Annotated in this window: 9 protein-coding genes; 5 read left to right on the plus strand and 4 right to left on the minus strand. The window is 37.0% G+C overall.

Going from position 1 to position 14,357, the window contains the following annotated elements:
- The first annotated feature begins 1,832 nt into the window (after positions 1-1,832).
- Complete coding sequence (locus ABD915_RS00070; protein ID WP_345113399.1) at positions 1,833-3,188, plus strand: L-cystine transporter; 1,356 nt, start codon at positions 1,833-1,835, stop codon at positions 3,186-3,188.
- A gap of 35 nt (positions 3,189-3,223) precedes the next feature.
- On the opposite strand, the gene ABD915_RS00075 is transcribed toward ABD915_RS00070, so the two are convergent.
- On the minus strand, positions 3,224-4,099 hold the full coding sequence (locus ABD915_RS00075) for a methyltransferase domain-containing protein (protein WP_345113402.1): 876 nt from the start codon (positions 4,097-4,099) through the stop codon (positions 3,224-3,226).
- Positions 4,100-4,289: 190 nt separating this feature from the next.
- Here ABD915_RS00075 and ABD915_RS00080 point away from each other — a divergent pair, with 190 nt between their 5' ends.
- Positions 4,290-5,075, plus strand: a complete 786-nt coding sequence (locus tag ABD915_RS00080) for a ComF family protein (RefSeq protein WP_345113920.1) — start codon at positions 4,290-4,292, stop codon at positions 5,073-5,075.
- Between the two features lie 47 nt (positions 5,076-5,122).
- A complete protein-coding gene (gene grxC / locus ABD915_RS00085) occupies positions 5,123-5,392 on the plus strand; it encodes a glutaredoxin 3 (RefSeq protein ID WP_345113404.1) in 270 nt (89 codons plus the stop codon).
- Positions 5,393-5,398: 6 nt separating this feature from the next.
- Here the strand turns inward: grxC and ubiG are convergent, their stop codons facing one another.
- Positions 5,399-6,145 (minus strand): bifunctional 2-polyprenyl-6-hydroxyphenol methylase/3-demethylubiquinol 3-O-methyltransferase UbiG, encoded by a 747-nt coding sequence (gene ubiG, locus ABD915_RS00090; protein WP_345113407.1) that lies wholly within the window; start codon positions 6,143-6,145, stop codon positions 5,399-5,401.
- A 197-nt stretch (positions 6,146-6,342) separates the two neighbouring features.
- On the opposite strand from ubiG, the gene ABD915_RS00095 reads away from it, so the two are divergent.
- On the plus strand, positions 6,343-7,599 hold the full coding sequence (locus ABD915_RS00095) for an aspartate kinase (protein ID WP_345113410.1): 1,257 nt from the start codon (positions 6,343-6,345) through the stop codon (positions 7,597-7,599).
- Positions 7,600-8,559: 960 nt separating this feature from the next.
- Here ABD915_RS00095 and nhaA read toward each other — a convergent pair.
- Both nhaA and ABD915_RS00105 read right to left on the minus strand, forming a co-directional pair.
- A complete protein-coding gene (nhaA, locus tag ABD915_RS00100; protein ID WP_345113412.1) occupies positions 8,560-9,921 on the minus strand; it encodes a Na+/H+ antiporter NhaA in 1,362 nt (453 codons plus the stop codon).
- A gap of 154 nt (positions 9,922-10,075) precedes the next feature.
- Positions 10,076-11,776 (minus strand): hypothetical protein, encoded by a 1,701-nt coding sequence (locus ABD915_RS00105; RefSeq protein ID WP_345113923.1) that lies wholly within the window; start codon positions 11,774-11,776, stop codon positions 10,076-10,078.
- A 372-nt stretch (positions 11,777-12,148) separates the two neighbouring features.
- Here ABD915_RS00105 and ABD915_RS00110 point away from each other — a divergent pair, with 372 nt between their 5' ends.
- Positions 12,149-13,918 (plus strand): SLC13 family permease, encoded by a 1,770-nt coding sequence (locus ABD915_RS00110; RefSeq protein ID WP_345113414.1) that lies wholly within the window; start codon positions 12,149-12,151, stop codon positions 13,916-13,918.
- Positions 13,919-14,357: the final 439 nt, after the last annotated feature.

The following is a 14,357-nucleotide window of genomic DNA, read 5'->3' on the forward strand; positions in this document are numbered from 1 at the left end:
TTATACAAGTAACAGATTAATATTATCGCGATGCTCTCTCAATCTAAAATGGTATTTTCTCTTGCATTAAAATGCTTCACTTAAAGAGGCGCGTATTAAGCCCTTTCTTGAATTGTTTTTTATCCACATATCCATCTCGCTTATGATATACAAGAAAACAACCTTTTGTTTTAAGATGGGTATGAAACGAAGAAAATCTTACTGTATTCAGTGCACGTATTAAAGTGGAAAAATGATGAGTTATCTTCACAAATCAATGTATTATACTAACAAAGCAATTTTTTGAAAATACGTTTTCAACATTAACGTTTGTTCTGTTTCCATCTTCTGAAATGGCAATATCTTATTAGTGATATTACTTCTCTTTTTGTCTCATGATACGGTATATCTGTACAGCAAGAGCGCAAACAGGAGCTATATTTTTAAAGCGAGTTATAGAGAGTTTATAGAATTGCGTGTTATCATTCTCTTTGTATCCATTATTTGCTCTTCTTGATTAATGCCAGTTGGACAATCTAAAAACTTTTGTGCATACTCTAAACATTGGATTATAAAAGTCTGTTTCAAACTTTGCTAGGAAGCAAATTCCTTCTAAATTATTCCAATCAGCATCAGATTTTATTGCATTAACGTGAAAAGCCTTAATTTCCTTTTTAAGTTGCTAGACACCAGCGTTGATTTTTCTTTATCCCCTTGCCACAAATCTGCAAATCATCCACAAAAACAAGCATTGTATGATAATTCTTTAGGATATCAAATTCTGGAGGATTAGTTCGCAACTCTATTAAATATCTCTAAAACTGCCCATTATTATATTCTGTAGTGATGACAGACTTTATCTCTTTTTCTTGAATAGTTTTATACTCTTTTGCTCTTTTTTTGCGGTACTTTGAATCTTGATAATTTTTATTTAAATATGTTTGATAAAGTTTATTGTACTGATTTAGATTGTTTGTCTTAGCACTTCCAAATAGTACTAATACAGAAGAAGATAAAGCTATAAAGCATGATAGGAGATTTAGCTTCTTTTTTAATAAAGAGATGAATTTCGAATACAACGACTACTACGATTGATGACGCTTAATTAATCTACATGGATTATAGAGTACGTGGTATTTGTACTGATAATTTTTTCCCAATTATATTTAATGATATGTACAGCACGTCTTATATTGTATCTCAACACGTCTTATATTGTATCTCAATATGACGTTTCCAAAATTTTTCGTGTTTGTGTTGAGAAGGAATATTTTATGACAGCAAAATGACAGCAAAGGGTTCATAACAGCTGTTTCAAATAATAGACAAAAGCTGATTTCACAAAAGGTTTAGAAAGAAAGTGTAAAGGCTGTTTCCCAACAAACTAACATATATTTTAAAAGAGGTGGCGATGAAAGTCTCTGAAAATGTCAACAATAAAATTAGCAATTATATAGTTTGATATTGTAGTATTAATAAAAATAAGACATTGAATCATCTTAATTTTTCTTTATTATTAATAAAGGGTTTGTTATTCTATGTAGCATGGAGGAGGAGAATAATATTAATTTTTAATATATATTGAATTTTCTCTTTTAATCTTGAGCCAAAATAAGCGTTGTTTATACTTTATCCTATTAAAAAACTTATCATAGGTAAATAATCGCATTTGATTTTTTATCTTCTTTAAAGAACTATCAATAGACAAAAAATTCTCTTCAAGCCTATAAATTAAAAAATAATGATTTTATAAAAGCCTCATAAGCTTTATAGTCCATTTTCAAATTTTACACATTTATTTTGCGCTATGCATTATTCTTTAATATCAAGCACCACGATAATAGGCACAAACAATGACATTTAATTTTTTTATCAATTTATTTCTATTTATAATTTTTTTGTTATGGCTTGCTCAGAGCAAGAAAATGCAATGGAGTCTTTCTCTGCGTGTCATGTTTGGCCTTATTTTGGGCTTGATTTTCGGAACTGTTTTGCAGGTTATTTATGGGGGAGGGGAAGCCACTCTATTGAAATCTGTCGAATGGTTTAACATTGTTGGCAATGGTTATATTTCCTTACTGCAAATGATTGTTATGCCATTGGTTTTTATCTCTATCGTTTCAGCCGTTGCTCATTTGCATTCTGTTTATGCTGTTGGCAAAATTAGTATAATGACAATTTCAATATTGCTTTTGACAACAGCTCTTTCAGCATTGGTTGGTGTTTTGGTGGTTAACTTTTTTGGATTAACTGTGAACGGTCTGGTCCATGAAGGGCAAAATGTATCTGCTATTCTTGAATCGCGTGTTTCTCAACTTGGGGATATGAACGTACCAAAGATGATTTTATCCTTTATTCCTAAAAATCCATTTGCTGAGTTAACTGGAGCCAAGCGTACGTCCATTATCGGTGTTGTTATCTTTTCGGCATTTTTAGGAGCTGCAGTTACTCTTTTAAAGAAGGATGATTCAGAACAAGGGGAAAAAGCGCTTTTATTTATTCAAGTAGCACAATCTTGGGTTATGCGGTTAGTTCGTATAGTGATTGCTTTGACGCCCTATGGTATTTTTGCACTTATGACTAAGGTAGGAGCAACCTCGCATGTTGCAGATATTCTGAATTTATTGGTTTTTATTATCGCTTCCTATGTTGGCATTATCGTCATGTTTGGAATTCATGGTGTATTGCTTGGTTTATCAGGAATTAATCCATTTCGCTTTTTCAAAAAGGTCTTACCGGTTTTGACATTTGCTTTTAGTAGTCGTTCAAGTGCTGCAAGTATTCCTTTGAACATTGAGGCACAAACGCAGTGGATCGGTGTACCACAATCAATAGCAAGTTTTGCAGCCTCTTTTGGGGCAACAATTGGACAAAATGGTTGTGCGGGTCTTTATCCCGCGATGCTTGCAACCATGATAGCACCATCTGTTGGTATTAATCCTCTCGATCCTACTTGGGTTGCTACCCTTGTTGGTGTCGTAACATTGAGTTCTATTGGTGTTGCGGGTGTTGGTGGTGGTGCTATTTTTGCTGCATTGATTGTGTTACCAATTATGGGGCTTCCTGTTTCTTTGGTTGCTGTACTTATTTCTATTGAACCTCTCATTGATATGGGGCGTACAGCTCTAAACGTGAGTGATTCAATGTTGGCTGGAACGATAACCAGTCAAATGTTACGTACAACGGATAAAAGCATTTTTGAGAAATGATGTTCATGTTGAAGCTATGTTTTTCTTGTTTTTGTTTAGGTTGTTTTTTCTAAAATATCTACAAGAGATATTTGAGCTTGGCCTGGTTGCATAGGTTTTTGTTGATTTTTATCAGGAGCCCAACCAGACAACCAGATGAAAGAAAAATGTGCGCGAATACGACCATCGGGATCACTAAATCGTTCGGCATAGATTTCAGCAGCGCGAAGGAAAAAACGCTTGGACACGGGGCGTCGTGAGCGATTGATGAGTGCGTTTTGCATCCCCATAGCCTTAAGATCATGCATAAGATCAAACATTGTATTGTAGCGTATAGTGATCTCTTCAACATCTGCTACGGGTAAGGCAAAACCGATACGCTGTAAAAGAGCCCCAGCATCACGAATATCAGCAAAGGGGTAAATTCTTGGACTAACTCCACCATAAATCTCAGTTTCAGCTTGCAGTAGACTCTCGCGCAATTCTCTTAACGTGCCAGCTCCAGCCATAGCAGCAAGAAATAAGCCATCTGGTTTAAGAATATTTTTTATCTGACTGAGAACGCCAGGGGTATCATTGGTTAGCTGTAATGAAAGAAGCGAAACGATAAGATCACAATAATGTTGAGGAAAACCAAGCAACTCTCGATGACGTAAATGAAATTTTTTGTCATGACTTTGATAAAGTCTATCAGTTTCAACGCGTTCTATGGAACAGACTTTACCGGATTTTATCAAAGCTTGAGCGGCAAGATCTGTATGGCTGTGTAAATCTAGAGCTAATGTAAAGTGACGATCAACAGTACTGAGACGTTTATAGAGATCCTCAGCGGTAGAGGACAGTAAGAAATCGTATCCCTTTTTTGCTTTTTGGAAAGCACGTTTGCGGAATTGTTCAATCTGAGCATGATCAAAAATTAAAGAGTATGACATATCGTTGAAGTCTTTCACCCTATGATTCAAAGTATATTTTACAAAGGTTCATTTTTACGCAAGCTATGTCAAGTTTATGATGTGAAAGAAAAACAAATTTATAAGAAGTAAGAATTTTTAAAGGAATTAAATTTAGAAAGTACATAGGGAATTTTATTGTATAGGGAAGCTATAAAAGCCTAAATTGATGATGTTATGCTTTCGAGAACTGGCTTTAAATGGCGGGGATATATTCAGTAAGTTTGTTGAGCGCTTGCTAACAATTTTATATCCACCGATTTGTCTTGGATGTAAGCAAAGAGTTTCTGCTTATGGTACGATTTGCTCGGAATGTTGGAAAGGTCTTCAATTTATCACAAAACCTTATTGCCCTGTTATGGGAATCCCTTTTGTTTGTGATATGGGTGATGGTTTTCTCAGTGGTGAAGCACTTCAAAATTCTCATCCTTTCTCGCATGTTCGTTCTGCTATTGTTCATAAAGGGGTGGCGCAAGCTCTGGTAACGCGATTGAAATATGGTGATCATATAGAACTGGCATCTTTTATGGCCAATTGGATGGTATTTGCTGGGCGCGAGATTATTGATGATTGTGATGTCATTATTTCCATTCCTTTGCATTTTCGTCGTTTTTTTAAGCGACGTTATAATCAATCTGCAGAGCTTGCTCGTTATATTGCAGGAACACAGAAAAAAATTTTTAAACCTGGCTGGCTTGTGCGTTGTCGACATACCCTGCCACAGGTTAGTTTATCTGCTAGGGAACGAAAATTGAATGTGCTAAATGCCTTTGAGGTGCCGCATAAAGTTAAAAAATATTTAAAGGGACGTTCTATTTTGTTGATTGATGATGTTTTCACCACAGGTGCAACAGTTACAGCGGCGGCTGCAACATTAAAACGCGCAGGAGCACGACAGGTTGATGTTTTAACATTTTCGCGTGCTCTAGAAGAAGTTTCCATTTCTCCCAATTATTGAGAGGGATCTAAAGCCTATACTATTAAAAAAACATTGGAAAATAAATTATGAAAGAGATAACACTTTATACACGCCCTAACTGCCCTTATTGTACAAAAGCGCGTGCTTTGCTTGATAAAAAAGGTGTGAAATATACAGATATTGATGCATCAACGTCACTTCGCCAAGAAATGGTGCAACGGGCGAATGGGCGTAATACATTTCCACAAATTTTTATAGGTGATTATCATGTCGGTGGTTGCGATGATCTCTATGCTTTAGATGCTGCGGGGAAGCTCAACCCTTTACTGGAAGGTATAAAAAGCTATAGGTTATGATGTACTCTATGAGGGCTGTTTTGCGAGAAGCATATAGTTAACGTCCATGTCTTTTGAGCGATTCCAGCTATTGTTTAAGGGGTTATAAGTAATGCCTATCTCATCAATGACAGTGAGGGCGTTTTTTGATAAGAAATTTTTAAGTTCTTGAGGTTTTAGGAATTTTTTATAATCATGAGTTCCTTTAGGAAGCCAACGTAAAACGTATTCAGCGCCTACAATAGCTAGCCCCCATGCTTTCCATGTGCGGTTGAGTGTTGAGACAAACATCAGTCCTTTTGGTTTGAGCATTTTTGCTGTGGCTTCTATGAAGAGATTGACATCAGCAACATGTTCAACAACTTCCATATTAAGGATGATATCAAATTTCTCTCCTTCATTGGCAAGCATTTCTGCCGTAGTGGTACGGTAATCAATTGAAAGTTCGCTTTGGGTTGCATGGATTTTTGCGACTTCAATATTTGTTTGCGCAGCATCAGCACCAACAACTGTAGCGCCAAGACGTGCCATTGGTTCACATAACAAACCTCCGCCACAGCCAATATCGAGAATTTTTAAATTTTTGAAGGGCGTAAGTGAAACAGGATCACGATTAAATGCCAGACAGATTTTTTCTCTAATATAAGCAAGACGTGTTGGATTAAATTGGTGAAGTGGTCGAAACTTTCCTTTTGGATTCCACCACTCCGCAGCGATACGGGAAAAGTGATCAATTTCGTTCTGGTCAATTGTGGTGCGCGTTTCATTTACCATATTGTTCTCCTTTTATTTTTTTATAATCAAGTCAAGAGGATTTTATCCTAAAGTCAAGAGAAATTAACATATACATATGAGACTTGCGCAAATGATAGATATTGGGTATGTGAGAAAGTGGGTTTGGGTGATACGGGAGTAAGGCCTTATTCTCATTATCTTTTGAGATAAGAAACGTAAAGGTAAGAGTGTTATTGATGGCGCGGATTGTCATGAAATTTGGCGGAACATCTGTGGCAAACATTGAACGTATTCATAATGTTGCACGGCATGTCAAAAGAGAAGTGGATGCAGGTAATGAGGTTGCGGTTGTTGTATCAGCAATGGCGGGTAAAACCAATGAACTTGTTCAGTGGACGTGTGAGGCTTCTCCAATGCGTGGAGATGCTTACGAATATGATGTGGTTGTTGCTTCTGGTGAGCAGGTAACTGCGGGTTTATTAGCTCTTACACTTCAAGCGATGGGAGTAAATGCTCGTTCATGGCTTGGTTGGCAAATTCCTATTCATACTGATGGTGCGCATAGTAGTGCGCGTATTACAGATATTGATGGATCTTTTTTAATACAGCGTGTTCAAGAAGGTCAGGTAGCAGTTATTGCTGGTTTTCAGGGGTTAGCACCAGATAATCGGATTTCTACTTTGGGGCGTGGTGGGTCAGATACGAGTGCTGTTGCAATAGCAGCAGCTATACAGGCTGATCGTTGTGATATTTATACAGATGTGGATGGTGTTTATACAACTGATCCACGTGTAGAGCCTAAGGCACGCCGTTTACCCAAAGTGGCTTTTGAAGAAATGCTTGAAATGGCTTCCCTTGGGGCGAAGGTTTTACAGGTTCGTTCTGTTGAACTGGCTATGGTTCATAAAGTCCGTACCTTTGTGCGCTCAAGTTTTGAGGATCCTGATGCTTTAGGCATGGGAGATCCGATGAATTCTCCTGGAACACTTATTTGCGATGAGGATGAAATCGTGGAACAACAAAATGTTACTGGTATTGCTTTTGCTAAGGATGAAGCGCAAATTTCACTTCGTAGACTTGCAGATCGCCCAGGGATTTCCGCAGCAATTTTTGGCCCCTTAGCTGAAGAGCGGATTAATGTCGATATGATTGTGCAAAATATTTCTGAAGATGGCTCAAAGACCGATATGACTTTTACAGTACCATCAGCAGATGTAGATAAAGCCGTTGCGCTTCTTGAGAAAAATCGTAAAGAGATAGGGTTTGACGTTATTCAATTTGAAAGCGATCTTGCCAAGGTGTCTGTTATTGGTATTGGAATGCGCAGCCATGCCGGTGTTGCGGCTACAGCTTTTAAGGCTCTATCTGAAAAAGGTATTAATATTCAGGCAATTACGACTTCAGAGATTAAGATTTCTATTTTGATTGATAGCGCTTACACTGAACTTGCGGTCAGAACATTACATGCTGTTTATGGGCTTGATAAGGGATAAGTATTTTTTAGCGCCAAAGGGATTTAGAATAACATAAGATATTTATATGTGTCGGAGCGTAGAGAATTTCTTACAAGTGCTTTAGTAAAAGAGGGAAAGTACGCCTCTTTTTCAGGATATATTACGCGAGTGGAAATTCGTGAATGCAGAGATTAATATGAGAGCACTCACAAAGTTTGGTTGCATCGGATTATTCACGTAATTACGCAAAATATAATTTATAAAATATTTTCTATTAATATTTTTCTTTTTTCATATGATCATTTAGAACTTTATGTGTATCGCGTGGGAGTATTCTATCCTTTTCAAGGGTGAATAAGCATTAAGAATAAGGATTTATCTAGCAATTGCTAGTAAAGGGATACTCTCAATTTACGAAATACGCAAAAGCTTTCTTTTTTCCTTGGCATATGGATTTTGGGGTTCTAATCTATCTGCTCTTGTAGGCTCTGGATGTGGGCTTCTTTATATCAAGCGCAATAAAAAAGCGCTCCATAATTTTCAATGAAGCAGATGATAATCCACTTGGTTATGGAAACCAGAGTTTTTGTAATGAGAGGAGTAATGAAGATCGAGGCACTAGAAAATTTCCAACGACAACTTTAGAAGAAGACTGTGATATACAATTTACTCCGTATCTCTTAACTTATTGATTATCGTATGTATGCAGTTTATCTACATAAACCGGTTGGGATCTGAATGATGAAATCAGATGAAGACACATTATGTTATGTAAATCATACATTATTGTAATGGACTTCTTTCATGCAGCTTCACAGTAAAGTTAAATAGATTTCAAAAAGGCAATGCACCTTTTGCACTTATCCATTGATGAAGAGGCACGATATGTTAAGGTTCTTTTCCTTGTTTGTTTTTGTAATTATGACACAGCTACAGCCGAACAAATCTATCAGATCACTTTTTTAAAAGGTTAGTATAAAACGTGCGTTATCATATAGTTCATTGAGAATTATGAGGAATTTTTGTATTGCGCTTGATATAAAAAATCCCATATCCAAGACCGGCAAGAGCAGATAAACCAGATCCACAAAGAACACCAATTTTTGCCGAATCAAGAAGGACAATATCTTTAAAAGCAAGCATTGAAACGAAGATAGACATTGTAAAACCAATACCGGCTAAGAATCCAATCAGTAATATCCCTGTCCATGTTGTATGAGGGGGCAGGCGACAGAGTCCTGATTTTACAGCGAGATAACTAGCAGTGATAATACCAAAAGGTTTCCCTATAAAAAGACCAATGACAACACCGAGAACAACCAAGAATGATTTGTCAGAAGACAGGTCAAAATTTGCAAAACTAACACCAGCATTTGCAAAGGCAAAAATTGGCATTACAACGTATGCAACCCATGGATGCAATGCCTTTTGAACACGTGTTACCGGTGCAATCATATCACGTTGTCCTTTACGCATTTTTTTCAATGCGGTTGAGATATGGTGTAGATCTGTTTTGAGATTTTTTTCTTGAAGGATTTGCATTGCATTGCTCAATATTGAGAGCGGAGCTACATGGCTGCGAGTAGGAAAAACTGGAGTCATCATACCTAGAATCACGCCAGCTAGTGATGGATGAACGCCCGTTATCATTAAGCCCCACCAGATAATCGCACCAGGTAGAATGTAAATCCATGCTGATGCGAGTCCAATCCATTGAAAAAATAACACCAAAGCAATACCTACTGCTGCAATGGCTAAACCACTAGGATCAATGTTTGTTGAATAGAAGAAAGCGATAATAAGAACAGCAATAATATCATCAATAATTGCTAATGATAAAAGAATGACATGAAGGTTAGCAGGAATTTTTTTCCCAAGAAGAGCAAGAATTCCTAGTGCAAAGGCAATATCTGTTGCCGTTGGCACAGCCCAACCATATGTTTCTCCACCATTAAAGTTAAAGCTGAGGTAAATAATTGCAGGGAGACAAACCCCGCCTATTGCTGCAACAATTGGCAAGATTGCTTGTTTAAAATCGGCAAGAGCGCCTTCGTGAATTTCGCGTCGAATTTCCATTCCCGCTACGAGAAAGAAAACAGTCATGAGAGCATCATTGACCCAGAAATGTAAATCCCATGAGAGGGTAAAATGGCCAAAGTTAAATCCAAGAGGTGTATGCCAGAAGGATTCATAAAGAGAAGCATATTCAGAATTGGCAAAAACGAGTGCAGCGGCGGCAGCTAATAAAAGAACAATACCACTAAGGGCTTCGATATGGAGAAAACGCTCAAGAGCAGAGATCGCTCGATCTGCGACAAGAGAGGCGCGATTTGGTAAGCGACTTGAGGATAAATCAGACATAAACAACTCCAAGTATCAACAATTCTGCTAATATACATCTTTTGCGTAGATTGTTATGCATGTCACCGCATTTCATCATACAAAAGAAAAAAAGAGGAATAAAGCTTTTTAAATTTATAGACAACAAGATTATGTTGAAATCTCAACATGTTTTTTAGGGTGATGCTTTATTTTTTACAGTGAGATGTACTTTGTTTAAAACTGTGGACAAATCGTTTTTTAAAGCAGATTCCAGATCAGTTATCGTAAGCCCTTTTTCGTCTTTCGCTTTAATTTTTACAACCAAGGTTTGAGGATTTTCAGCAAACTTGCCAAAAGCTTTTGAAATCTTTTCTGCTTCGTCATGATTTTTTAGCAGTAGTTTTGGAGTTTGTGTCATCATCAGATAGAAATTGTTATAGAGCTCTTTTTTGAGATCATGATTTGTGTCACCAAGATTTCGTGCAAGATAAGAAAAAAGCTTATCAATGAAACCAGCATCTGTATAGCTAATGTTAATATCAGTGACCCCAAGGTTTTGAGAAGCCGCGATCATTAAATCTTTTTGCGCAGAAAAAAGTTTTTCATCAACATCAACAACCTTTGCCGATACTTCTCCAGAACCAACATTTTTCATGTTAAAAGACATAGCATTAAGAGAAAGTGTACGCTTTTCCTCATCATAAGAAATATCAATTTTTTCTGAAAAATCAATGTGTTCAAAGCCCATCTTTTTTAGGAGTTCTAAATCTTTTTCGTTCATTTTTTTAGGTGAAAATGAAGCGTTATTAAAAGAGATAAGGAGTTTTTTGGGTATAGGCTGCTTCCATAAGCTTTGTTTGAATTGGAATGACTCGAGTGTTTCTTTAAACTGCGGTGTGTCGAGGGTGAGGTTACTCACTTCTGCATCAGCCAAGGTAATGTTAATGAAGTTATTTATGAGAATATCACGCTGTATTTTTTTTGCGATTTCTGGATTATTTTTTTTTCGTGCATTCAAGTAAGCGTCAATCAACTTTTGAGGTGCTTGTTCGAACGATTTCATTTTAAAACCGGATGTTTTAAATGCACCAACAGCAAGAGAACTATCTTTTTCTTTTCCTTTAAAAATATCAATTATTAGATTTTTCAAAGAAATAGGACCAGTAACGTTTTTTAGTTCATTGATAGGATTACCTTTTCCCAAAAGGATAGCATAGGCATAGTTGATGTCGATATCATGTGCTTCTATTGCATCACTTTTAGTCATCATACGCGTTTGTTTGTCGCCATCTACTATCAATTCAAGATCCATATTTTTGATGCCAACAGAACGAATACGACCATTTTTAAAATCAGAAAGCTTAAAATCTTTTATTTCAAATTTTTCGACGCGTTCATTTGTATTGTCTACAAAAAACTGTATATCCGGAGCAACGATTGAGGAGAGCTCAATACGCATAATGGATTGCAAAAGGCGCGATGTGATTGTGGCATCCTTTTCCTTTAAGATGACGCTATTGAGAGAAATTTGGGGAATTTTTATACGAATATTGTTATGCTTATCATTATATTTTAAATCAACATTATACAGTGTGAAAGTCCCAGGAATAAAAGAAATAGGAGGTCGGGCAGAAATAGCACCAATTTTAAGTGAAGTGCCGGCAGGAGTTGGGAGTGTAACATTTGTCAAATTGACTTTGCCTATGATGCTAACATCAGATGTCTCTGCTTTTATAAAATGGCGTGCTATTTCTCGTTTTACAAAACTATTAAGATAAGGTTTTGCTATATAAAAACCACCAACAACTATGATCGCTAGGATAGCAACAAATCCAATAATACAAGTTAGCCAATATTTTAGATTACTGCGGTACCCACTGTTAACATTAACCATCATTTCCTCTTTCGCTTTTATCATTTTATGTGAGAGTATAAATAAGTTCCTTTAAGCGACCATAAAACTTCAGATATGGTATGCACCAAACAGTTATCTGCCACCACCCTCTAATTACACATGTAGAATCATTCTCATCTTTTTGGCAATACGTTTTTACTAGCTATCACCCAATTTCTTTAATTTCAGCATCTTATAGAAAGTTTTTCATAATTAGAGAAAGAAATTTATGCTGATTACGATTATGTTCACCATTAAATTGTTTTAAAGTATATCTACGTTTGCTTTTGCCTTGCCGCTATTTATAGGAATAGTTAAAACATAAAAGATATGTTGTTGTTCATTGCAATCTAATGGGGAGAGACGGGTATCATGACAGAAAATCAAATAATGGCTTTCTCTATCATTGGTCTTATGATGGTCGTTTTTATTTGGGATCGGTTCCGTTATGATCTTGTCGCTATTTGTACATTATTGATTGCTTGCACCGTTGGCCTTGTCAGCCCGAAGGAGGCATTTAGCGGTTTTAGTAATGATATTGTTATTATTGTGGGGAGTGTTTTTGTTGTTAGTACAGCTGTCTCGCGCTCTGGTATAATGGAATTTATTATCCAGCGGACATGGCCAGATGTGAAATCCGTGCGCCTTCAATTGGCTTTTTTGGTTATTTCTGTGGTGTTTTTATCAATGTTTGTTAAAAACATTGGAGCTTTGGCTATTATGCTTCCGATTGCTTTTCAATTTGCTCGTCGTTCTCAGATTTCCCCCTCTGTTTTTTTAATGCCGATGGCATTTGGTTCTTTGTTGGGCGGTCTTATGACTCAGATAGGGACTTCCCCCAATGTCGTTATTTCAGCTATGCAAGAACGTTTGACAGGTACTCCTTTTACCATGTTTGATTTCACGCCGGTTGGTGCAGCTGTTGCTACTGCTGGTGTCCTATATTTGGTCTTTTTTTCTTGGCGTTTACCTGTGCGTGTCCGTGCAGGTGTCTCGTTTGATGATGCTATTGATATTCGTAATTATGTTTCGGAAGTGCAGATACCAACAAATTCACCGATTGTGGGGAAAACCATTGTTGATCTCGTTAAGCCATCAGGTGGTGATGTCATGGTTGTTCAAATCATCAGAAACGAAGTATCTATTTCGCCACTTCCAGATTTTGTTTTATCTGAAAGAGATATTATTTTACTGGAAGGCTCGCATACAGGGCTAGATAGTGTGATGAGTGCAGCTCGTTTAGAATTTTCTACGGATCGAACTATTTCTACGGGTGATAAGGACAGCGATATTGATATTATTGAAGCAGTTGTCACACATAATTCACCTCTTATTGGCATCAGTGCGAAAAGTTTTTCGCTTTTTGATCGTTATGATGTAAATTTGCTTGCGTTAAGTCGGCAACATGAAAGGGTCCGAGGAAGGCTTGGTGATATCGTTTTCCATCTTGGAGATGTGATTGTTTTGCAAGGACAGGATATGGTTATTCCAACTTTGTTACGGGAACTGAAATGTTTGCCTTTAGCAAAACGTAATATTGTGTTTGGCAATTTACGACATGGTTTTGTCTCTTTAGCTATTCTCTTTATAGCGGTCATTTTTACGGCTTTTCAGATTGTTCCAGTTGCATTTTCTTTCTTTTCTGCTGCCGCTGCAATGGTTATCTTTCGGGTTTTGCCAGTGCGTGATTTGTATCAAGCATTAGATGGCCAAATATTAGTGTTATTAGCAGCTCTTATTCCGGTGAGTGAAGCACTAGAGAAGACAGGATGCACGGATCTCATAGGTCAATGGCTTAGCCAATTAGCGGTATTTTTTCCACCATCTGGTGCATTAGCACTCATGTTGATTACAGCTATGTTGGTAACGCCATTTTTGAATAACGCAGCAACGGTGATGATGGTAGCACCAATTGCGTCAAGTTTTGCACATTCCCTTCATTATAAGCCTGAGGCTTTTCTGATGGCTGTTGCAATTGGTGCGGGATGTGAGTTTCTCACACCTATTGGACATCAAAGTAATATGCTTGTGATGGCGCCTGGAGGATATCGCTTTAGTGATTATCCACGCTTTGGTGCTCCGTTAGCGGTATTAATAGTCATTGTTGCGGTTCCAATGCTCATGTGGATTTGGCCATTATAATAGAACACTTTTTGAACCTCTAAGTACTAGTCACACAGGTTGTTAATCGGATAAAGGCAAGTTGAAGAGAATACTTTGTGCAAAGAATTTTTCCTAGAGTTTGGATTTGTATCAAGCTTCTATTATAAGCTTCAGCATTTCTTTGAGGTTGGATAAAAATACTTTTTTATTTTGTTTTAGGTATTTCCAATCATGGAAATTAATCCATATCTTGTTATTAAAATTTTTTAATGAATTGGCTTCCCAATGTAATTCATCAACCAAAGCTTTTGAAAAGAGCAATGCAATAGGTGCTTTTAAGGTTTGAAAAGATTGTTCTCGTACAATACATAACTGGGGGGTACGGGTACGCTATCGAGATTATAGGCAAGAATGCATGGTGGACATCAAGGCCATGATAATTTTACTATTTTAAAAAAATAAAGAGATGCAAAAGCTG

This window comes from Bartonella jaculi (genome assembly GCF_039543045.1).
Lineage (GTDB): Bacteria > Pseudomonadota > Alphaproteobacteria > Rhizobiales > Rhizobiaceae > Bartonella > Bartonella jaculi.

Coding starts and splice junctions, on each gene's coding strand:
- ABD915_RS00110 (WP_345113414.1), top strand. CDS start 12,149: ATGACAGAAAATCAAATAATGGCTTTCTCTATCATTGGTCTTATGATG.
- ABD915_RS00095 (WP_345113410.1), top strand. CDS start 6,343: ATGGCGCGGATTGTCATGAAATTTGGCGGAACATCTGTGGCAAACATT.
- ABD915_RS00105 (WP_345113923.1), bottom strand. CDS start 11,776: ATGGTTAATGTTAACAGTGGGTACCGCAGTAATCTAAAATATTGGCTA.
- ubiG (WP_345113407.1), bottom strand. CDS start 6,145: ATGGTAAATGAAACGCGCACCACAATTGACCAGAACGAAATTGATCAC.
- ABD915_RS00070 (WP_345113399.1), top strand. CDS start 1,833: ATGACATTTAATTTTTTTATCAATTTATTTCTATTTATAATTTTTTTG.
- grxC (WP_345113404.1), top strand. CDS start 5,123: ATGAAAGAGATAACACTTTATACACGCCCTAACTGCCCTTATTGTACA.
- ABD915_RS00075 (WP_345113402.1), bottom strand. CDS start 4,099: ATGTCATACTCTTTAATTTTTGATCATGCTCAGATTGAACAATTCCGC.
- ABD915_RS00080 (WP_345113920.1), top strand. CDS start 4,290: ATGTTATGCTTTCGAGAACTGGCTTTAAATGGCGGGGATATATTCAGT.
- nhaA (WP_345113412.1), bottom strand. CDS start 9,921: ATGTCTGATTTATCCTCAAGTCGCTTACCAAATCGCGCCTCTCTTGTC.